The 20,361-nt window shown below is 69.4% G+C and carries 15 protein-coding genes; 10 read left to right on the top strand and 5 right to left on the bottom strand.

The genetic code is table 11. The features are described 5' to 3' along the window. Positions 1–381: 381 nt before the first annotated feature. Complete coding sequence (locus LCY71_RS19210) at positions 382–1,320, bottom strand: hypothetical protein (RefSeq protein ID WP_225336505.1); 939 nt, start codon at positions 1,318–1,320, stop codon at positions 382–384. A gap of 120 nt (positions 1,321–1,440) precedes the next feature. Further along, complete coding sequence (locus tag LCY71_RS19215) at positions 1,441–2,214, bottom strand: helix-turn-helix transcriptional regulator (RefSeq protein ID WP_225336506.1); 774 nt, start codon at positions 2,212–2,214, stop codon at positions 1,441–1,443. A gap of 133 nt (positions 2,215–2,347) precedes the next feature. Between LCY71_RS19215 and LCY71_RS19220 the strand changes: the two genes are divergently transcribed. The 4 genes from LCY71_RS19220 to LCY71_RS19235 all read left to right on the top strand — a co-directional run bounded on the left by LCY71_RS19220 (position 2,348) and on the right by LCY71_RS19235 (position 5,882). After that, positions 2,348–3,196: a CPBP family intramembrane glutamic endopeptidase gene (locus tag LCY71_RS19220; RefSeq protein ID WP_225336507.1), complete on the top strand. Its 849-nt coding sequence runs from the start codon at positions 2,348–2,350 to the stop codon at positions 3,194–3,196. A 120-nt stretch (positions 3,197–3,316) separates the two neighbouring features. After that, positions 3,317–3,781 carry a hypothetical protein gene (locus LCY71_RS19225; protein WP_225336508.1) on the top strand — a complete coding sequence of 155 codons (465 nt, stop codon included), beginning with the start codon at positions 3,317–3,319 and terminating at the stop codon, positions 3,779–3,781. A gap of 83 nt (positions 3,782–3,864) precedes the next feature. Next, positions 3,865–5,256 (top strand): MEDS domain-containing protein, encoded by a 1,392-nt coding sequence (locus tag LCY71_RS19230; protein ID WP_225336509.1) that lies wholly within the window; start codon positions 3,865–3,867, stop codon positions 5,254–5,256. A gap of 191 nt (positions 5,257–5,447) precedes the next feature. Then, positions 5,448–5,882 carry a TRAM domain-containing protein gene (locus LCY71_RS19235; protein ID WP_225336510.1) on the top strand — a complete coding sequence of 145 codons (435 nt, stop codon included), beginning with the start codon at positions 5,448–5,450 and terminating at the stop codon, positions 5,880–5,882. A gap of 27 nt (positions 5,883–5,909) precedes the next feature. On the opposite strand, the gene LCY71_RS19240 is transcribed toward LCY71_RS19235, so the two are convergent. Further along, positions 5,910–8,030 (bottom strand): alpha-amylase family glycosyl hydrolase, encoded by a 2,121-nt coding sequence (locus LCY71_RS19240; RefSeq protein ID WP_225336511.1) that lies wholly within the window; start codon positions 8,028–8,030, stop codon positions 5,910–5,912. Between the two features lie 261 nt (positions 8,031–8,291). Here LCY71_RS19240 and LCY71_RS19245 point away from each other — a divergent pair, with 261 nt between their 5' ends. The 3 genes from LCY71_RS19245 to LCY71_RS19255 all read left to right on the top strand — a co-directional run bounded on the left by LCY71_RS19245 (position 8,292) and on the right by LCY71_RS19255 (position 14,018). Then, positions 8,292–9,395, top strand: coding sequence for a TrmB family transcriptional regulator sugar-binding domain-containing protein (locus tag LCY71_RS19245; RefSeq protein ID WP_225336512.1), 1,104 nt, complete (start codon positions 8,292–8,294; stop codon positions 9,393–9,395). A 179-nt stretch (positions 9,396–9,574) separates the two neighbouring features. Continuing rightward, complete coding sequence (locus tag LCY71_RS19250) at positions 9,575–11,977, top strand: glycoside hydrolase family 15 protein (RefSeq protein WP_225336513.1); 2,403 nt, start codon at positions 9,575–9,577, stop codon at positions 11,975–11,977. A 58-nt stretch (positions 11,978–12,035) separates the two neighbouring features. After that, positions 12,036–14,018, top strand: coding sequence for a DUF7997 domain-containing protein (locus tag LCY71_RS19255; protein WP_225336514.1), 1,983 nt, complete (start codon positions 12,036–12,038; stop codon positions 14,016–14,018). A 46-nt stretch (positions 14,019–14,064) separates the two neighbouring features. Here LCY71_RS19255 and LCY71_RS19260 read toward each other — a convergent pair whose 3' ends face one another. After that, positions 14,065–15,222 (bottom strand): ABC transporter ATP-binding protein, encoded by a 1,158-nt coding sequence (locus LCY71_RS19260; protein ID WP_225336515.1) that lies wholly within the window; start codon positions 15,220–15,222, stop codon positions 14,065–14,067. 406 nt (positions 15,223–15,628) lie between these two features. On the opposite strand from LCY71_RS19260, the gene LCY71_RS19265 reads away from it, so the two are divergent. Genes LCY71_RS19265 through LCY71_RS19275 form a run of 3 tightly spaced genes read left to right on the top strand, consistent with a single transcriptional unit; the run spans position 15,629 to position 18,965 of the window. Beyond that, complete coding sequence (locus LCY71_RS19265) at positions 15,629–16,912, top strand: extracellular solute-binding protein (RefSeq protein WP_225336516.1); 1,284 nt, start codon at positions 15,629–15,631, stop codon at positions 16,910–16,912. Between the two features lie 8 nt (positions 16,913–16,920). Next, positions 16,921–17,883: a carbohydrate ABC transporter permease gene (locus LCY71_RS19270; RefSeq protein ID WP_225336517.1), complete on the top strand. Its 963-nt coding sequence runs from the start codon at positions 16,921–16,923 to the stop codon at positions 17,881–17,883. After that, the gene (locus LCY71_RS19275; protein ID WP_225336518.1) at positions 17,883–18,965 is read left to right on the top strand and encodes a sugar ABC transporter permease; all 1,083 of its coding nucleotides are present in this window, start codon (positions 17,883–17,885) and stop codon (positions 18,963–18,965) included. Before LCY71_RS19270 ends, LCY71_RS19275 begins: the two co-directional genes overlap by 1 nt. A gap of 88 nt (positions 18,966–19,053) precedes the next feature. Here LCY71_RS19275 and gdhB read toward each other — a convergent pair whose 3' ends face one another. Beyond that, entirely contained in the window at positions 19,054–20,349 is a 1,296-nt protein-coding gene (gdhB, locus tag LCY71_RS19280) for a glutamate dehydrogenase GdhB (protein ID WP_225336519.1), read from the bottom strand. Positions 20,350–20,361: the final 12 nt, after the last annotated feature.

A 20,361-nucleotide genomic window follows, 5' to 3' on the forward strand; every position in this document is an offset into this window, starting at 1 on the left:
CGGAAAACGGGGAGAGAGCGAGGCCGATCCGCTCGCCGCACCTCGCAACGCGATCGGTGAGGGGGTCACCGGGACGCCCCGGTAGGCGAACATTTTGTCTTCGTAGTAAAAAATCCCCACCATCGTTTCCGAGCAGTGACAACAGTAGTCGCGGCATACTCCGTTCGGCACGGTCCGGCAGGTCGTCGGACGCCGGTTTCGGGAGCCCGGCTCCAGTAGACAGTAAACGCACTGACGCGCTCGACGGGTACCCGGGGAGCTCGTCGACGTGTACGTAGTCTCAACGTCAACTGGGGAGTAGCGCCCCGTCCCGTCTCCGACACGGATGCTCCAGGAGGGATCGTTCGGGTACTGGCGCGAGGCACCTGAGACGATACCGTCTCAGGCGTCGGTGACGTACAGCGCGTAGCGGTGGAACTCCCCGTCGTACCAGAGCCACTTCCCGTTGACGCCAGTCTCGACGTCTTCCAGTCCGAGCGCGTCTAGGAGCGCCTCGAACGCGTCCGAGACCGGTGCCGTCTCCCGATAGGACTCGCGGCGGACGGCCTGCTGGAGTATCTCCCGTGCGTCCGGCGCGAGTTCGTCGGGATCGATTTCGGCGTCGACGCGCGAACCGAACACGACCTCCCGGAACTGCGCGCGCGAGTCGGCCACTTCGACGGCCAGGGCGGTGTGTGCCGTCTCGACGATCTCCTCGGTCGCCACCTCGATCCGGTACGCCCAGGTCCCGCTCTCGGTCATCGTCGCTATCCGCCCGTCCAGATCGCCGGCGGCGAGCGCGCTCGATCGCTCCGCCGGTCGGCGCAGGACGTAGGCGTCTCCGCGGAGTAGCTCGGCGCTGCTCCCCTCGCCGCCGGACTGCGTGTCGGAGTGGAGTATCTTCAGCACGCGAGCGGTCGGCCGTTCGAACGATTCTATCAGCGGCGCGTCGTCGGAGACGGCGTCCTCCGGAACGGGATCGACGCGGACGAGGGTACGCTCTATCTTCTTCCGTCCGGTCACGACGTGCTTCGTCTGGTAGTACCGCTCATCGTGCTCGACGTAGGCGTCGGCGCGGACTGACTCGTATCCGTACGTCGTGTGCCGGCCGTCGGGCACGACCGCCGCGATCGCCTCGCGTGCCGGCTCGCCGAACAGCTGATCGTCGCCCGGTTCGTACAGCGCCCGATCGACGGGGGTTCCTGACATCCGATCCACGGAGAGGCTGTACTCCCGTGTCGCCTGATCGGCCTCGAAGAGCCCGGGCGACGAACAGCCGGCGACCGACGCGAGGGCCGTCGTCCCGGCGATTCGGAGGGCGTCTCTGCGGGAGAGGGCCATACGCTACGTCGCCGTATCGGCCGCTTAAGGATGCCGACTGTCGGCCCGGCGACTGGCCCGAACGCGTCTGCGTCGCTCTGGACGCGAGGTCGCGATGGACCGATCAGCGACGGGTCGCTGTCACCGCCTGACCCGCTCCGCCGACTCCTGATATCGGTCGAACAGCGCCGACGCCCACGCGTGGAACGCCGGATTCGCCGATTCGACGAGCGCCTGCAACTGCTTCTCGTCGTCGTAGGCGGCCATCAACAGCCGGTCGTCAGCCAGCGTGAGTCCGACGCTGAACGGCTCCGGGTGCCGGTAGAGCGTGAGGACGTCGACCGCGACGACGCCCTTGAACTCGATGGGATTCCGCTCCCGGGCGCGCTCGACCATCGCCGCCGGCATGACCAGGTCGGTGTGTACCCCCTCGATCGCCAGCGAGGCGTGTGCATCGTGGAAGAGCCGGCTCAGTACCGGCGATAGCATTTGGATCCGGCCGGTGTCGAGCCCCTCGACGCGAGTGACGTATCGGTGGACGGGTGCCTGCGGGTCCTCGCTGGTCGAGACCGTCAGTTCGGCGTCGGCGAGCCAGGCGGGGTCCGGCGTGTGGTCGCGGTCGGGGAGGTGCCGGAAGAACGGGGCGAACTCGTCGACGCGTTCGAGGTCGGCGACGTATGCGGCGTGTTTCTCGGCGACGAGCGCGCCGGTCACCGTCAGGTCGTAGGTCCCGCCGTCGGTCTCCGCCCAGCCGCGGTCGACGAACGCGGCGAGGTTCCGCTGGACGCTCCGACGCGAGAGGGAGCGCTCCGACGCGAGCTCGCTCGGCGACGCCGGCCCGTCGGCGAGGCTGGTGAGCAGCGCCAGGCGGTCCGACGAACCCGCGAGGAACTGAACGGCGTCGTCGGCGGGCATACACTGGAGTATTCGGACCGGTGAGAAAAATCCCACTCACACCGGCCGCCGGGTCGTCCGATCCGCGACTGTCTCACTCGCGAGTCCCACACGCTCCGTATCTTTATGGGGATCGTCTGGATAGCGATAGAGAATGGCAAGCCCCGACCGCAGCCGTCTCGTCCTCTTCGTCGGTATTCTGGTCGCCGCTGCAGTCGCCCTCCACGTCGTCTCCCGCCTCACTGCGACCAGCCCGATCGCGCTCGCGCCGGCGTACATGTTCTCCCCGTTGCTCGCGGGGCTCGCCGTCTGTCTCCGGGACGACGTTCCGCTGTCGGCGGTCGGACTCCGAGCCGGGCGGGTTCGGTGGCTCGCCGTCGCCGCGATCGGTGCGCTGCCGCTCGTCGGACTGACGCTCCTGATAGCGGTGGCCGTCCCCGGCGTCGGGTTCGATCCGACCGTCGATCCGGTCCCGGGGATCGAACTACCGGCGGGTCTCGCCGGCGTGCTCGCGACGCTCGGTCTCGCGCTCGGACTCGGTGCCACGGTGAACGCGGTCTTCGCCTTCGGCGAGGAGTTCGGATGGCGTGGCTACCTCCTCTGGGAGCTGGCCCCGTGGGGATTCTGGAAGGCGTCGCTCGCCATCGGAACGCTGTGGGGTCTCTGGCACGCGCCGGTGATCGTCGCGGGCTACAACTACCCGTCCTTCCCGGTGATCGGGGTCGCCGCCATGACGGTCGCCTGCGTGTCGTTCTCGCCGGTGTACACGTATCTCGTCGTCCGCGCGGAGTCGGTGATCGCGGCGGCGCTGATCCACGGCGTGTTCAACGGTTCGGCCGGTATCGTTGTCGCCTACGCGGCCGCGGACGGGGCCGTTCTCCGCGAACTGGTCGCGAGTCCGGTCGGCGCTGCTGGCGTGCTCGCGTTCGGGCTCGCGACGGGCTGGCTGGCGCTGACCGGCGTTCCGTCGCTGTCCCGTGCGTTCGCCGGCGGCGACGACTGACCTGCTGCTCGGCGGAGCGATTCCGGGATTCCCGCTGCTCCGGGACCCCGGCAGATCGGACAGGGCCTGTCACGGCTGCCAGCGAGTATCGTAAAGCGGCGGCTGTCCGTACGCGCTGCTATGGCCGACGCCGAACGCGCTCTCGACCGTCTCGCTCGTGTCGCCGCCGTCCTCGCCGGTCTGGTCGGCGGGTACCACGTGCTCTCCCTGCTGGGTGCCTTCGGACCGGTCTCCTGTTCGACGAGCGTCGCGTCCAGCGGTGCCGAGAGCGCTAACGGTACCGTGACGACCACGACGACGACGGTCACCCGCGAGTGCGAGTCCGGGATCGACGCGCTCCTCGGGGCGGGCAGCGGGGGGAACGCGTCGGTGCTGTTCTCCTGGTCGCTCGTGTTGCTCGTGCTCGTCGCCGCCGGCAGTTACGGCGCGTGGGCCGGCCACCGCTTCGTCACCTGGGCGGCCGTCGTCGTCGGCGCCGTCGTCACCGTCGTCGGCGCCTTCAGCATCGGGTGGTACTTCCTGCTCCCGACGGTGTTCCTGACGGTCGCGGCGACGGCCCGGTCCGTCGCTGCACGGCGGGCGTAGCGCTCCTCTCGCCGCTTGCGGCCGCTTTCTCCCCGCGAGTCGGGCATCCAAATCCTCATGTGGGCGTAGTGCCGTCTCACTCTATGGCTAACCGGGAACGGAGTAGCGATGACGGACCACCGTCCGATCCGCAAGTGGTTCGCGACGAGCGGCTGTGTGACCTCCGTTCGGAGTTCGCCGGGACCGACGTCGACGGGCACTTCGCGCTCTTCTACGACTCCCGGGAGCTGCAGCTCCTCACCGCGGCGGCGTTCGTCCAGCGCGCGCTCGGGAGCGGGTACCGGTGTCTGTATCTGGCCGACGAGAACGCGATCGCCGACGTCAGGGCGGCGTTTCGCGACGCCGGCGTCGACGTGGCCGATCGCATCGCCGCCGGCGACCTGGAGATCCGGGCGGCGGCCGACGTCTACCTCGAGGACGAGTTCGATCCCGACCGGCTGATCGACCGGCTGGAAACCGCGTACGAGCGGAGCCTCGACGCCGAGTACGAGGGGTTCTGCGCGGCCGGGGAGAACACCTGGAGCTTCCGGACGGAGGCGTCGTTCGATTCGGTCCTCGAGTTCGAGCGCTCGTTCGACGAGTGGTCCAGCGACGTGGCCGTCTCCACGCTCTGCCAGTACAGCCTCGACCGGTTCGACGAGGCGGCCGTCGCGAAGGCGATCCGGACGCACCCCTACGTGCTCTATCGGGGGACGCTCTGCGAGAACCCGTACTACGTCCCCGCTGCGGCGGAGTCCGGGTCCACCGACACCGGATCGGAGGCGGAGTTCATGCTCCAGCAGATGCGCGATCTCGCGCACCACCGCCGCCGGATCGAACGCGGGAGGGAGCGGTTCTCCGTCATCAACCGGGTGCTCCGGCACAACATCGCGAACGACCTCAACGCGGTACTGGGGCGACTCGAACTCGCGCTGGACGACGACGACCTCGACCCCGAGACGCGAGCGCACGTCTCCAACGCGGTCCGGATCGCCGAACGCATGGCCGACAGAGCGGACAAGGCCCGCCACGTCGAGCGGACGCTGTCGAACGCGACCCTCGAGGTCCGCCCCCTCGAAGCCGTCCTGGATGAGGCCCTCTCGAACGTCGCGATCGACCACCCCGACGCAGAGATCGCACTGTCGGGATCGACGCAGCGGGCGGTCCTGGCGGACGCGCACCTGGCGACGGCCGTCACGGAACTCCTCACGAACGCTATCGTCCACCAGGACGGCGAGCCGGTCACCGTCGACGTGACCGTCTCGGCGGTGACCGACAACTACGTGGCGGTTGCGGTCGAGAACCCCGGGCCGTCGATCCCCGAGAACGACCGGCGGGCGCTGAAGTCCGGCGGGGAGTCACGCCTCGATCACGGGAGCGGACTGGGACTGTGGCTGGTCAAGTGGATCGTCGAGAACTCCTGCGGCGAGTTCCGCCTCCCGGGCGGCGACGGGGACGGCAGTCGCGTCGAGATCAGGCTGCAGACCATCGAGTGACTGCGGTCCGGACCGCGGTCGAACCGCGGTCCGAGGCGGGTCCTCGGAGACGCGCTCTCCCCGTCGCGGCGGCCCCGAGTGAGACGCACTCTCGCCCTCGCGGCGGCCTCGAGTGAGACTCGCGAGATCGCCGTCGCAGACGGGCAGATTGAAGGGCCTGTTCCCCGAGTGAGACCTACGAGGATCTGTATATGGAGCTACCAGACGAACTACTGTGTGTCTTCAGCGCGGAAGTCAGCGAACAGGCGGACTCGTATCGCATCGAAATCCCCAAACGGGAGGTGCACACGGGCGACGTGGAACCCGGTGCCGTCCACCGCGTCGCACTCTTCGCCACGGACTCGAACGACACGGCGCCCGAGGGTGCGTCGCGGGATCGGTCGGAGTCCCGGTCCGACCCCGAACCCCGGACCGAACCCCGGCCGCCCGTCGAGGAGGGCGAACAGCGCACCGTCGACATCGAGGACATCGGCGAGCAGGGCGACGGCATCGCCCGCGTCGAGCGCGGCTTCGTCATCATCGTCCCCGACACGGAGCAGGGCGAACGCGTCACCATCGAGGTGACCGACGTCCAGCAGAACGTCGCCTTCGCGGAGGTCGTCGAGCGGGAGAACTACTACGTCTAGTCGGTCTCCTCCGGCCGCGACCGCCGGTCACTCGCTCGCCGTCGAGCGCACTACGACCGCGGCGTCGACGGTCACCGCCGTCTCGCCGTCGCCCGCGTCGGCGACGTCCGCTCCGGTGAGCAGGTCCGTCCCGGCGGTGTGATCGGGGAGCCTGACGGTCGCCTCGTCGGCCCCGAAGTGGAGGACGACGACCGCGCGGTCCTCGTCCGACTCCCGGGCGTACGCGACGACGCGGTCGGCAGCGCCCTCCTCGACCGTGACGTCCACTGGCGAAACCGACCCGTCGACGAGCGCCGACGTCGCATCACGGGTCGCCACCAGCCGCCGGTGGAACCGCCTGAGTTCCCCGTCCCCGTTCGTCCAGTTCATCTGGCCGCGGTACTCCGTCATCCCCGACTCCTGCCCGTAGTAGATCATCGGCAGCCCGGGCAGGGTGAACGTCGCCGCGGCGGCCGCCCGCAGCGCGTCGCGGCCGCACTCGTCGAGGTACCGGTCCTCGTCGTGGTTCTCGACGTAGCGCATCTGGACGGAGTCCGGCGGGAAGCCCTCGCGCTCGCGGGCGCGGACGGCGTCCAGCACCTCGCTCGCCGGCGCGTCGCCGTTGCCCACGTCGCGGAGCGCGTGGTACAGCGTCGTGTCGTAGTGGGCGTCGAACTCGCACTCGCCGAAATCGGGGTCCCGCGGCACCGTCTCGTCGAGCAGGAAGAACTCCTCGTCGACCTCGCGGACGCGGTCGCGGACCTCCTTCCAGACGCCGTGGGGGACGCCCCAGGCGACGTCGCAGCGGAACCCGTCGACGACCGCGGCCCACTCCGAGACGACGTCGAGGACGTGGTCGCGGACGCCGAGCGCGTCGTAGTTCAGGTTCGGGAGCGACCACCAGTTGAAGTAGTGGCGCGGCACGGCCTCCACCTCGCCGGCGTGGTCCTCGCGGACGTCCTCCGGGACGACGGCCTCGTCGGCGTCGACCCACTCGTACCAGTCCCGGTAGGGTTCGACGCCGGCCGCGCTCAGCTGGTGGAACGGGTGGTCGGCCGAGGTGTGGTTGATCACCAGGTCGAAGACGACCCGGATGCCCGCGTCGTGGCAGGCCTCGACGAAGGCCTCGAACTCCTCGCGGGTGCCCAGATCCGGCGCGGTCGAGAAGTAGTCGATGATATCGTACCCATGTGGCCCGCCGGGGGTCTCGTCGCCGAGGACTGGGCTGAGCGCCTCCAGAACGGGCGTCAGCCAGACGACGTCGACGCCCAGGTCGTCGAGGTAGGGGACGCGGTCGGCCAGCCGGTCGAAGGTCGTCCTGGCGTCGCCGGCGAACGACCGGACGAAGATCTCGTACATCGTCGCGCCCTCGATCCACTCCGGCGGCTCGTTCAGCCGCTCGACCGTCCCGTCCTCGCCGATTGCCACCGCGTCGGCGACGCTGTGGCGCTCGCCGGCGGCCACGGCGTGGACCCGCACGGTCCCGTCGACGTCGGCGAGCGAGCAGCGGGCCTCGCGGCCGTCGACGTCGAGCGGGAGGTCGTCGTCCCGGTCGTCGACGTAGAACTCCACGTCGAGGTCGGCCGGCGTCGCGTCGCTACTGGGCGCGGGTCGCGGATCGGCCGTGAACGCGACCTCGGCGTCGGTCCCGGAGCCGTCGACGCGGGCGTCGAGTCGGACCCGCGGCCGGCGGGGACCGTCGACGGTCACCTGCTTCCGGACGCCGTTCTCGAAGTCCTCGCCGACGAGGAAGACGGCGTCGTGCTCGCCCGGCGGGAGCGGGCGCTCGAAGACGTACGCATCGCCGCGACGGTCGGGCCGGTCGTCGCCGACGACCCACTCGTTCCACGGACCGACCACGTTCACCTCCGAGGGGTCGTGCTCCGGTAGCTGCTCGGCGTCGACCTCGAACCGCGCGGTGCTCCGGACGTCGGGGAACGCCCTGACGCGCTGGACGTGCGTCCCGTCGGGAGCGTCGAGTTCGACCCGATAGACGCCTGGTTCGTCGGGCACGAGGTGCTCGACCGGGCTGTCGCCCAGTTCGACGCCGCTGGCCTCGGGCGCGTCGGCGAGGCGCCACTGGTAGGACGCGCCGGGCTCCGGATCACGCGGCGCGAGTTCGACGTCCTCCCCGACCGCGACGAACCGCGGTGGACCAGGATGGTGCATGGCGGCGCGTCGTGGTGCTGGTACTTACGTGTTTACAAAAATCTCGAAACTACGAGGTATATTTTCATCCTAGATTAATCATAGCCCGGGCCGCGGCGAGCACAGCAGGGCGACTCTGCGGACCAGCGCGGCCGATCGGTCGACAGAGACGGCGCGACGTCCGGGAGAACGACCGGCCGGGAACGAGTGACGAAATATCACGTTTAAGACGGTGGGACGCGAAAGGCGGGCAACGGATAACAGCCGGATTGGAGCACGCACATGTCATCAGACACGCTCAGCGAGCAGGAGATCGTCGAACAGCTGGAGCAGTTCGGACTCTCGGAGAAGGAGATCGACACCTACCTCGCGATCCTCGACAACGGGGAGGCGAAGGCGAGCACCATCGCCGACGAGACCGGCGTCTCGAAGCGCTACGTCTACAGCCTCAGCGAGGACCTGGAGGACCGGGGGTTCGTCGACGTGAACGACCACGTCGTCCCCACGACCATCGAGGCGCGGCCGCCCGAGGAGACCATCTCGCGGATGACCAGTCAGCTCGAGACGCTCGGGCCGGCGCTGGCCGACCGGTTCACGCGCTCGGACACGTCCTCGCAGGAGTTCGAGGTCATCAAGTCCCGGGTCACGGTGCTCAAGCGCATCAGGGAGTACCTCGCCGAGGCCGAGCAGGAGCTGGCGCTGACGATTCCCCAGTCCCAGCTCGACGAGATCGAGGACGAACTGCGCGCCGCCGCCGACCGCGACGTGCTCGGGCTCCTCATCGTCAACACCGTCGACGCGGACGGTCCCGTCGACACCGAGGAACTGGAGGGCATCGCCAGCGTCGTCAGGGTCAGCGAGCAGGCGATGCCGGTCCTGCTGACGGTCGACAACGAGCTCGGCCTGTTCGCCCCGCTCGAGATGGTGCTCCGATCGAACACAGACAACCGATCGATCGCCTTCACCCAGGAGCAGCTCGTCCCCGTGCTGGTCACGTCCTTCCTGGGCAACTACTGGGCGCTGGCCGAGGAGATCTACGTCCGCAACCCGCCGGCGCTGCCCCGGACGTTCGGCAGCTTCCGCAACGCCGTCCACGCGGCCACGGTCTACCTCCGCGACGACGTGGCCATCGAGGCCACGGCCGAGGTCAGGCCCGCGCAGGGCAGCGAGTACGTGACGTCGGACGACGCCGACTTCGAGACCGTCTCCGGCCGGGTCGTCGACACGACGCAGGGGCTCGTCGAACCGACGTCCAGCGGCTTCGCCTCCGAGCACTCGTTCGTCCTCGACCGCGACGGCGAGCGGATCAGCGTGGGCGGTTTCGGCGCCTTCACGGAGGACTACGAGGCGCGCGAGGTCACGCTGGAGTACGCCGACGAGAGCTGATTCCGTAGCGGACCGGGAATCTCGCCGCTGTTCTCTCTGCCGCCGCAGTTCCGACAGCGCCCGCGACCAGCGCCGCGTGTGCCGGTGATCGATCGGTCGCCACCGTCTGGATGAAGTATGAAGTAATCGTTCCTTACGACTTCAGAAACAGTTAAGGGACTGATCGCACACCCACCGGTATGACTCGCAGCGAGGCGTCGACTGCGTCGTCCCGGCCGACGTGGACCGTCGGCGAGAAGTACGGGTTCGGTACCGCCTGCGACCACGGCGACGCGGACCCGTCCCGCGTCTGGTTCACGCTGACCGATGGCGCCGTCACCGAGGCGCGGTTCCCCCGAATCGACGTGATGAGCGTCCGGACGGTGGACTTCGTCGTCGCGGACGACGGCGGATACGCCGTCCGCACGCTCCGGGAGCGCCGGGACCTGCCGACGCGCGTCGAGCGGGAGTGCACGGCGACGCGCGACGACGCGCTCTGCTTCCGCCAGCGCGCCCGCCCGTCCGACGACCGCGACTGGGAACTGACCGTCGAGCACGCCGCGCGTCCCGACGAGGACGCGCTCCTGCTGGACGTGACCTTCGAGGGCGATGGGTACGACTGCTATGCCGTCGTCGACCCCGCGCTCGCCGGGCACCTCGACCACGACGTCGCTCACGCCCGCGAGGACGCGCTGCTGGCCCGCTACGACCCGCCGGCGGACCTCGATCCGGCGTTCGCGACCGAGTCCGGCGACGCCGTCGCCGCGGCGCTGGGCGTCGCGAGCGCCGGCGGGTTCGACTGGACGACGGCGGACGTCCGCGGCGGCGACGTCGAGACGGCGCTCCGAGAGAACGGCGCATCCGACCGTCGCCGGACGGAGGCGCGGGGCGACGTCGTCCTCGCGGGTCGACTGGCGAGCGACGACGCGACGCTGGCGATCGGGTTCGACGACGACGGGGACGACGAGGCGGCGCTGCGGACCGCGGAGGCGGCGCTAGCCGACTCCTTCGAGGACGCGAAGTCGGGCTACGTCGAGTCGTGGCAGTCGTACCTGGACGGGATCGCGGTTCCCGACAGCGTCGCCGACGACCCGGACCTGCTGGCCCAGTACCGGACCGCGGCGATGGTGCTGAAGGCCGCCGACTCCAAGCGGTTCCCCGGGGCCGGCGTCGCCAGTCCGTCCGTCCCGTGGGGCGACGCCGTCGACGCCACCGAGCCGAGCGACTACGGCTACAACTTCGTCTGGTCGCGCGACCTCTATCAGACGTTCACGGCGTTCGAGGCGGCCGGGGACGCCGAGAGCGCCGTCGACGCGACGGAGTACCTCTTCGAGTACCAGCAGCGCGAGGACGGCTTCGTCCCGCAGAACACCTACCTCGACGGCCGCACCCGCTGGGGCGGGGAACAGATGGACGAGATCGCGTTCCCGCTGGTGATGGCCCACCAGCTGGCGGCCCGCCACGGCTACGACCTCGCGGCGGCCGGGTACGACTACGAGGACGTCGAGAAGTCCGCCGACTACGTGACGGCGAACGGGCCCCGGACCGAGCAGGAGCGCTGGGAGGAGGAGGCCGGCTACTCGCCCGCCACGACGGCCGCGGAGATCGCGGGGCTGGTCTGCGCCGCCCACCTGGCCGTCGACGCGAGGGAGGACGCCGACGCGATCGCCTACCTCGGGATGGCCGACCACTGGGTCCGGCGGCTCGTCGACTGGCACGCCACGGAGACGGGGACGGAGCGGCACAGGAACACCCCGTACTTCGTCCGGATCACCGACGACGGCGACCCGGACGCCGGGGCGCTGCGCACCCACAACAACGGCGGCGGCACCCTCGACGAGCGCAACGTCCTCGACGGCGGCTTCCTCGAGCTCGTCCGGCTGGGGGTCCTGCCGGCCGACCACGAGGCGGTCCGCAACACCGTCGCGGAGTACGACGCCGACGTCATGGTCGAGACGCCCCACGGCCCGGCGTGGTACCGCTACACCGGGGACGGCTACGGCGAGAAGCGGACCCAGCCCGGCGCGCCCTGGCAGCCCGACATGACCGGGCAGGGCCGGCTCTGGCCGTTCTTCACCGGCGAGCGCGGCGAGTACGAACTCCGGCTGGACGACCCGGACTTCGACCCGGAGCGCCTGCTGGAGACGCTCTCGGAGTTCGCCAACGCAGGACGGATGCTCCCCGAGCAGGTGTGGGACAGGCCCGGCGAGAACGACTTCGGCTGGGAGTTCGGCGAGGGGACCTCCAGCGCGACGCCGCTGTTGTGGACAAACGCCCAGTTCGTCCGCCTCGCGTGGAGCGTCGACGCCGGCGACCCGGTCGAGACGCCCGCCGTCGTCGCGGACCGCTACGGCGAGTCCGGCCCCGACGACGGCCCCGACCTCGACGTGACGATCGAACGCGCCGGCGACTGCGCTCGCGTCACCGGTGCCACGACCGGCGAGGAAGTAGTCGTGAAGACCCGCCAGCGGACGGTCAGCCGCGACGGCGGCGACGTCGACGTGTCCGTCCCCGCCGACGAGGGCGAGCGCGTCGTCGTCGTCGCGGCGAACGGCGCTCCCCCGACCGTCGCGACGAGCGTCGAGTACGAAACCGTCTGGTGAATAAGTACGAACTACAATTACAACAGATTTTAAGCAACGTGGCGCGTCCGTCACGCCAATGACCCTGCGCACCGCGCTGAACGACTTCAAACGACATCGGGGCGCCGACGACGTCGTCCCCGGCGAACTCCGCACGACCACGGGGACGTTCGCCGGCGACGGCGACCGACTCGTCCACGTGGACGACGACGGCTCGCTCCGGGACTACTCGTACCCCCTCGCCGGCCTCGGCGGGATCGACCGCTCGCGGTTCGGCGTCGGTGAGACGTGGCTCGACGGCGGCGCCGACCAGCGGTACCTCGGCGACACCGGCGTCGTCGAGACGATTCACGATGTGGACGGCTACCGCGTCCGCCAGCGGGACCTGACGGTCGGTCGCGTCCACGTCACCCGGTTCGACTGCGAGGGCGACGCGCCGGCGGCCCCCGTGCTGCGGGCCTACGTCGGGTTCGCACCGGAGGGCCGCGAGAGCGGGATCAGCCACCTGGTCCACGACGGCGCGGTCGAGGCGTACCACCGGCGGGAACACGACTACGTCGGCGTCTCGACCGAACTCGGGGACGTCCGCGGCCAGGTCCCGGAGCGGTTCCCGGAGCTGGTCGGCGACGACCCCGTAGCGTTCCCGCGGGAGACCGAAACGGAGCGCTACGAGGACGCGGTCATGACGGGCGACCTCCTCCTCGAGGCGCCCGTCGAGGACGGCGGCGTGACGCTGGTCACGCTCCTGGCCGAGCGCGACGAGACGACCCGGGAGGAGGCGCTGGCGCGAGTGAGCGACGCCGTCGAGACGTACGACAGCGCGTCCGCTCTGGAGCGAGCGGGCGAGCGGCGGCGCGACTGGCCGGTCCCGGCGTCGCCGCCGGCCGAGACGGTCGTCGACGACCTCCGGGTACTCTCGCTGCTGTCGGCACCGAACGGCGCGCGGATCGCCGGTCCGGACTTCGATCCGTTCTACGTCGGCTCCGGCGGCTACGGCTACACGTGGTTCCGGGACGACGCCGAGATCGCCCGGTTCCTCCTCGACGCGAGTCGGACCCTCGACGTCGACCTCGACGCCTGGCACCGCCGGTCGGCGGCGTTCTACGTCCGGAACCAGCGCGAGGACGGCAGCTGGCCCCACAGGGTCTGGCCCGGCGACGAGACGCTCGCGCCGGGGTGGGCCAACGCCCGTCTGGCGTCCGGCGACGACACGGACTACCAGGCCGACCAGACGGCCAGCGTGGCCGCCTTCCTCGCCCGCTACCTCCGGGCCTGCGACCCGTCGGACCCCGGGCGGATCGAGGACGCGCTCGCCCGGGCCGTCGAGAGCGTCGACGGCACGCTCGCGGACGACGGGCTGCCCGTGGCCTGCCAGAACGCGTGGGAGGACGCCCACGGCCGGTTCGTCCACACAGCCGCGACCTTCCTGCACGCCTACGCGGCCGTCGTGCGCGCGCCGGTCGACGCCGATCTCCGGGAGCACGCCCGGGAGCAGGCCGACGCCGTCCTCGCCGGCCTCGACCGCCTGTGGACGGGCGAGTACTACGCCGTTCGGGAGCGCGACGGCGACCTCGACGAGCGGTGCGACTCGGGCTCGCTGGCGCTCGCGGGCGCGCTGCGCGAGTACGCCGCCGTCGCCAACCTCGACGCGGAGACGGTCGATCGGCTGGTGACCCACGTCGAGACGACGCTGTCGGCGCTCCGCCGGGAGACCGACGCCGTCAGCGGGCTCGTCCGGTACGAGGGCGACGGGTGGCGCACCGGCCCGCAGGACGCAGAGAAGGTCTGGACTGTCTCGACGGCGTGGGGGGCGAACGCGGCGGCCGAACTCGGGAGCCTGCTGGACGACCGCGGCGACGACCCGTCCGAGGCGTTCCGCCGGTCGCGCGCCCTGCTGGCGGAGGTCACGCCGGGCGGCTCGCTGGTCAGGAACAACGGGTACCTCCCCGAGCAGCTGTTCGACGACGGGACGCCCGACTCCGCGACGCCGCTCGGGTGGCCCCACGCGCTCCGGCTGGCGACGGTCGCCCACCTCGCGCGCGAAGGGGAGCTGGCCCGATAGAACGGCGGAGACGACGGCTCGGAGTGGCGCGGAGAACGGTCGGGCGCTACTGGGTCGGGGCGGCGGGTTCCCGGGCGGCGCGGACGGCCTCGCCGGTCCCGGCGTCGAACAGGTGGACCGAGGACTCGTCGAAGGCGACGTCGACGACGTCGCCGACGGCCGGTTCGACCTCGGTGGGCACGCGCGCGATGAAGTCGGCGGCGCCGTCGGCCTCGAAGTCGCTCTCGTCGGTGCCCAGGTCCAGGTAGAGGTAGTTGTCGCTACCGATCGGTTCGACGACGTCGACGCGCGCCCGGACGGCGTCGTCGCTACCGTCGACGACGGAGACGTGCTCCGGCCGGACGCCGAGCACGCACGGTCCGGTGACGTTCCCGAACGCGTCCGCCCGGCCCGCCGTGAGCCGGTAGGCGAACGACTCGTCCGTGCCTTCGAGGCGGAGGCCGCCGTCGCCGGGTTCGGCCTCGACGTCGACGAAGTTCATCGACGGCGAGCCGATGAAGCCCGCGACGAAGCGGTTGGCCGGGTTCTCGTAGACGGCCGTCGGCCACCCGACCTGCTGGAGTTCGCCGTCGTCGAGGATGACGATGCGGTCGCCCATCGTCATCGCTTCCTCCTGGTCGTGGGTGACGTAGATGGAGGTGATCCCGAGTTCCTCCTGGAGTCGCTGGATCTCCGTCCGCATGGTGGTCCGGAGCTTCGCGTCGAGGTTCGACAGCGGCTCGTCGAACAGGAACACGTCGGGCTCGCGGACGATGGCCCGTCCGAGCGCGACGCGCTGCTTCTGCCCGCCGGAGAGCTCGCCGGGCGTGTCGTCGAGCAGGTCCGCGATGTCCATCATCTCGGCCGTCTCGCGGACGCGCTCCGCCCGCTCCTCGGCGGACATGTCCGTGCTCATCCGCAGGCCGAAGGCCATGTTCTGCTCGACGGTCTTGTGCGGGTACAGCGCGTAATTCTGGAACACCATCGCCACGTCGCGGTGGCGCGCGTGCGTGTCCGTGACGTCCTCGCCGCCGACGCGGATGCGCCCGCCGGTCGGCCGCTCCAGCCCGGCGATCATCCGCAGCGTCGTCGACTTCCCGCAGCCCGACGGGCCGACCACCGTGATGAACTCGCCGTCCTCGACGGTCAGGTCCAGGTCGTCGACGGCCACGATCGTTCCACCATCGAACTCCTTCCGGAGCCCGTCCAGTTCGAGGCTTGCCATTGACTGAGTGTCTCCGTCCCGAATGATAAATGTTGCCGATTTCCCGAATCAGTGAGGCAAAATTTCGTACTAGATTTAGAACATTCGAACCCAGCGGGAGTTACCGCCAGTGACGGGTGCTATCGCCGGTGTCCCGCGACGTCGCCCCGGAAGCGGCGATTCTGCCGGCCGCTACTGGCGGTCACTGTCGGAGCCAGAGCCGGTCCCGCCGGGCTCTGTTCAGAACCGAGGTAGGAATTCATAGTACTTTTTGCTTAGTGGCGTTGACGGTGTAACGGCGCAGTGGCGGATTCGGCACGCGCTCGCACCCCCGGTTAGCGACTCCTGTCCCCCCTATTCTCGGTGATCGTTCGTTATTCTCCGAATGATTTAAGGTGTGAACGACTATTTCACTAATTATACATCCATGACAATGGACCGCAGAACGGTGCTCAAGAGCGTCGGTGGACTGAGCGGTGCCGTCGCCATGGCCGGGTGCAGCGTGCAGGAGAACGGCGGTTCAGACGGTAGCGGCGGTTCCGACGGCAGCAGCGGCACGGACGCCGCCGACGGGTCGACCGAGGCGGCCGGCGGCACGGGGACGGCCTGGTACTCGCTCTCGGAGAGCGAACTCGCGATCCGCGAGGAGGTCATCAGCACGTACAACGAGGGCAGCGCGAACGAGATCGACGGGTCGGACATCTCCGACCTCCAGCAGAAGACGCGCAGCGCCATCCCCGCGGGCGAGGGCCCGCACGTCTTCGACTGGGCGCACGACTGGGCCGGCAACATCTACGAGCAGGAGTTCGTCGTCGACCAGTCCGACCAGGTGTCCGTGGAGCTCGACCAGTTCAGCGAGGTCGCCCGCAACGCCGCACAGTACGAGGGCAACCTGGTCGGCCTCCCGTACGGCGCCGAGACGATCACGCCCATCGTCAACACCGACATCGTCGACTCCGTCCCCGAGACGGTCGACGAGATGGCGGCCATGATCGAGGAGTACCACGACCCCGACAACGGCGTGTACGGGCTGTCGTTCCCGTTCGCCGACGGCTACTTCACCAGCCCGTGGCTGCACGCGTTCGGCGGCCACGTCTTCGACCCTTCGGCGGACGAGCCCCTCGGGGTCAACCACAGCGAGACCGTCCGGGGTCTGGAGTTCATGCTCGAGAACTTCGTGCCCTACATGCCCAACGACCCGACCTACGAGCCCCAGGCCGCCGCCTTCAACGAGGGCAACGCGGCGTTCGCCATCAACGGGCCGTGGTCGCTGGCGACGTTCAACGACAACGACCTCGACTACGAGGTGATCAGCTATCCCGAGATGAGCGACGGGACGCCCAGCCCGTACACGGGCATCCAGGTGTGGTACTTCGCCGCCGCGATGGACGACGGCGGCGACGACGCCGCTGCGGCCCGGGACTTCGTGGAGTGGTACGTGACCAACGAGGACCACCTGCGCCAGCTCGCCGAGGACCTCGGCTCCATCCCCGTCCTGAACAGCCTTGTCGGCAGCAGCGACCTCCCCGAGCAGGTCCAGGCCTTCTCCGAGTCGGTCGATCAGGGCCGGCCGATGCCCAGCTCGCCGCGGATGGACGGCGTGTGGGAGCCCGTCAAGAGCGCGCTGACGCGCGCGTTCAACGGCGACCAGGGCGCTCAGGAAGCGATGGACGCCGCCGCCGAACAGATCCGCAGCAACTGGGACGACTGACCGGACACATGAGTTCCGTATCGCGCGTCGCCGACCGCTTCGAGCGGGTGCCGTTCCTCGAGAAGAGCGACGTCTCCCTGCTGCTGGTGCTGCCCGGGCTGTTCGTCTTCTCGGCGTTCATGCTGTTCCCGGTGGTGTACCTGGTCGGCATCTCCTTCACCAACGCCGAACCGGCGAACCTCTTCCAGGGCGAGGGCGTCGTCGCCGTCCTGACCTTCGGCGAGGCGGCCTTCGTCGGCCTGGAGAACTACGTCGACGTGCTGACCGACGGGCAGTTCTGGAACTCCTTCGGCGTCACCTGGCTGTTCGTCGCCACGAGCGTCACGCTGAAGATCCTGCTGTCGGTGTCGGTCGCGCTCGTCGTCACCAGCGACTACGTCCGTGGCAAGCGCTGGATGCGCTCGTTTATCATCCTGCCCATGGGCCTGCCGGCCATCTTCACCATCACGGTCTGGCGGGGCATCTTCAGCTCCGCGGACTTCGGGCTGATCAACCAGGTACTCGCAACGGTCGGGCTCGACTCGGTCGCGTGGCTCGCCGGCCGCTGGACGGCGTTTTTCGCCTACAACGTCACCGAGGTGTGGCTCTCGTACCCGTTCATGGTCATCATCACCGTGAGTGCGCTACAGGACGTCTCGGAGTCGCTGCACGAGGCCGCCATCGTCGACGGCGCCGGCTTCTTCGCCCGGTTCCTCCACGTCACGCTGCCGTCGATCAAGCGCCCGGTGCTGTTCGCGACCATCCTGACGTCGGCGGCGTCGTTCCAGCAGTTCCTCATCCCCTACGTCTTCAACCAGGGCGGGCCCGCGCGGGCGAACGAACTGATCGTCGTCTACGGCTACCGGGAGGCGCTGAGCTTCCAGAAGTACGGCCGCGGAGCGACGATCAGCATCATCGCGCTGGTGTTCATCGGCGCGTTCATGTGGTTGAACGTCAAGAAGGGCCGCCTCGCTGACGGGGTGAGCGACTGATGAGCCTGTTACGCAACGTCGCACGGCAGATCGCGGACGACGCGAAGACCGTCGCCACCCAGCCGGCCCGGACGGCCAGGGACTGGCGACACACCGTCGAGCAGGTCCAGCGGGGCGAGCTCCCGCCGTCGGAGGTGCTCAAGGTCGTCGCGGGGACGGCCGGCGCGCTCGTCGTCGTCCTCCTGCTACTCTTCCCCATCTACTGGATCCTGATGGCCGCGCTGTCGGGGAGCGGCGCGTCGCTGTACACCTCCGAGAGCTTCAGGCTCCTCCCCGAACAGCCGACGCTACAGCCGTTCATCTGGGTGATCGGCGACCTGATCGTCCCGAGCTACACCGTCTCGGTCGGCATCCCGCTGACGGACCTCGCGTTCGTCGTCACCACGCCGGAGCTGACGTTCCTCGACGCGTCGGCCCACGGCGTCGACCGGCCGTCGAACTTCAAGCACTTCCTCTGGAACAGCATCACCGTCGCGATCCCGACCGTCATCATCGCGATGGCGCTGATCGTCCCGGCGGCGTACGCCCTCTCCCGCAAGGAGTTCCTGCTCCGGCGGAAGGTCCTGTTCGCCTACGTCCTGCTGACGCAGGTCGGCGGCGGCCTCGGCGTCGCCCTGCTCATCGGGATGTACGCCATCTACGTCCAGTTCGGAATCAACGACAGCAAGCTGGCGCTGGCCGTCTACTACGCCGCGACGGCCGTCCCGTTCAACACCTGGCTGCTCAAGACGTACATGGACGGGATCCCGGTCTCCTACGAGGAGGCCGCCGTCGTCGACGGCGCCCCGCCGTGGCGGGTCGTCACGGAGGTCATCCTCCCGATGTCGGCCGCCGGCCTGACGACCATCTTCATCTTCATCTTCCTCACCGGCTGGACCGAGTTCGTCGTCGCCCAGACGCTGCTGGGCACCGACAACTACACGCTGCCCGTCGGCCTCTACTCGCTGGTCGACGAGTACTCCATCCCATGGGCCCGCTTCTCGGCGTTCGCGCTCACCTTCGCGACGCCGATCATGCTGGTCTACCTGTTCGCCCAGCGCTACATCGAGGGCGGCCTCTCGTTCAGCGGGATGGACGGCTAGCGGAGCTGTTCTGCGGCGCTTCTTTCGAGAATTGCGGACGCGACGTGCTCTCAGACGGGCGCAACCGACGTCCTCGCGGGAAAACGCGTCACGGCCACAGGCCGCGATAGGTGTGGGCCTCGGTCAGCCGCGAGAGCGCGACGATGTACGCGGCGTCCCGCCACGTCACGTCGCGGTCCTCGAACTCGGTCCGCACCTCGTCCCACGCCGTCTTCATCTCCGCTTCGAGTTCGCTCTGGACCTCCTCGAGCGACCAGGCCCGGCGGTTGATGTCCTGGAGCCACTCGAAGTAGCTGACCGTGACGCCGCCGGCGTTGGCGACGATGTCCGGAATGACCTGCACCCCGCGCTCGGCCAGGATCGAGTCCGCCGCGAACGTCGTTGGCCCGTTGGCCCCCTCGACGACGATGTCGGCCTGGATCTCGTCGGCGTTGTCCTCGGTGATCACGTCGCCGATGGCCGCGGGGACGAGGACGTCGACGTCCAGCGTGAGCAGCTCCTCGTTGCTGATCGGATCGTCGTCGTACCGGGTCACCGCCTCTGGCTCCTCGTCGTGGGAGGGTATCTCGTGCGGATCGAGGCCGTCCGGGTAGTAGGCCGCGCCGTTGACGTCGCTGACGGCGACGACGGTCGCGCCCCAGTCGTCCAGCTTGCGGGCGGCGTTGGCCCCGACGCTCCCGAAGCCCTGGACGGCGACCGTCGCGTCTTCGATCGACTTGCCGTAGTACTCGCAGGCCTCCCGCGTGATGATCGCGACGCTGTGGCCCGGGGCCTCCTCGCGGCCGAAACTGCCTCCGATGACCGGGGGCTTGCCCGTCACGACGCCGGGGAGCGTCTCGGCCTCCTGGATGCTGTAGGCGTCCATGATCCAGGACATCACCTGCGCGTCGGTCCCCATGTCCGGCGCCGGGATGTCCTTGTTCGGCCCGATCACGTGGCGAATCTCGTGGGTGAACCGACGGGTGAGCTGTTCCAGCTCCCGGTCGCTCAGCCCCTTCGGGTCGACGACGATGCCGCCCTTCGCGCCGCCGAACGGGAGGTCCATCACCGCGCACTTCCAGGTCATCCACATGCCCAGTCCGACGCACTCCTCGCGCGTGACGCCCGGGTGGTACCGCAGTCCGCCCTTGTAGGGGCCGCGGATGCTGTCGTGGTGGGCGCGGTAGCCGGTGAACACCTCCAGCGACCCGTCGTCGCGCCGGATCGGTACCGTCACCTCGTGGACGGCCGTCGGATGCTTGAGCCGCTCGACGATGTTCGGGTTGACGTCGAGGTGCGCGACGGCGTGTTCGAGCTGCCGTCGGGCGGTGTCGACCGCGGTGTGTTCCTCCCCGGTGTGAGAGTCGGTACTATCGGTTGTCTCGGACGGCGTATCAGGGACCATCTGTCTGGAGAA

The organism is Halomicrobium urmianum, assembly GCF_020217425.1.
GTDB lineage: Archaea > Halobacteriota > Halobacteria > Halobacteriales > Haloarculaceae > Halomicrobium > Halomicrobium urmianum.

Excerpts from the sequence above, each read along its gene's own strand:
- LCY71_RS19245 (WP_225336512.1), top strand. The coding sequence starts at position 8,292 with ATGTCATCAGACACGCTCAGCGAGCAGGAGATCGTCGAACAGCTGGAG.
- LCY71_RS19210 (WP_225336505.1), bottom strand. The coding sequence starts at position 1,320 with ATGGCCCTCTCCCGCAGAGACGCCCTCCGAATCGCCGGGACGACGGCC.
- LCY71_RS19275 (WP_225336518.1), top strand. The coding sequence starts at position 17,883 with ATGAGCCTGTTACGCAACGTCGCACGGCAGATCGCGGACGACGCGAAG.
- LCY71_RS19230 (WP_225336509.1), top strand. The coding sequence starts at position 3,865 with ATGGCTAACCGGGAACGGAGTAGCGATGACGGACCACCGTCCGATCCG.
- LCY71_RS19240 (WP_225336511.1), bottom strand. The coding sequence starts at position 8,030 with ATGCACCATCCTGGTCCACCGCGGTTCGTCGCGGTCGGGGAGGACGTC.
- LCY71_RS19220 (WP_225336507.1), top strand. The coding sequence starts at position 2,348 with ATGGCAAGCCCCGACCGCAGCCGTCTCGTCCTCTTCGTCGGTATTCTG.
- LCY71_RS19215 (WP_225336506.1), bottom strand. The coding sequence starts at position 2,214 with ATGCCCGCCGACGACGCCGTTCAGTTCCTCGCGGGTTCGTCGGACCGC.
- LCY71_RS19225 (WP_225336508.1), top strand. The coding sequence starts at position 3,317 with ATGGCCGACGCCGAACGCGCTCTCGACCGTCTCGCTCGTGTCGCCGCC.
- LCY71_RS19235 (WP_225336510.1), top strand. The coding sequence starts at position 5,448 with ATGGAGCTACCAGACGAACTACTGTGTGTCTTCAGCGCGGAAGTCAGC.
- LCY71_RS19255 (WP_225336514.1), top strand. The coding sequence starts at position 12,036 with ATGACCCTGCGCACCGCGCTGAACGACTTCAAACGACATCGGGGCGCC.
- LCY71_RS19265 (WP_225336516.1), top strand. The coding sequence starts at position 15,629 with ATGACAATGGACCGCAGAACGGTGCTCAAGAGCGTCGGTGGACTGAGC.
- LCY71_RS19260 (WP_225336515.1), bottom strand. The coding sequence starts at position 15,222 with ATGGCAAGCCTCGAACTGGACGGGCTCCGGAAGGAGTTCGATGGTGGA.
- LCY71_RS19270 (WP_225336517.1), top strand. The coding sequence starts at position 16,921 with ATGAGTTCCGTATCGCGCGTCGCCGACCGCTTCGAGCGGGTGCCGTTC.
- LCY71_RS19250 (WP_225336513.1), top strand. The coding sequence starts at position 9,575 with ATGACTCGCAGCGAGGCGTCGACTGCGTCGTCCCGGCCGACGTGGACC.
- gdhB (WP_225336519.1), bottom strand. The coding sequence starts at position 20,349 with ATGGTCCCTGATACGCCGTCCGAGACAACCGATAGTACCGACTCTCAC.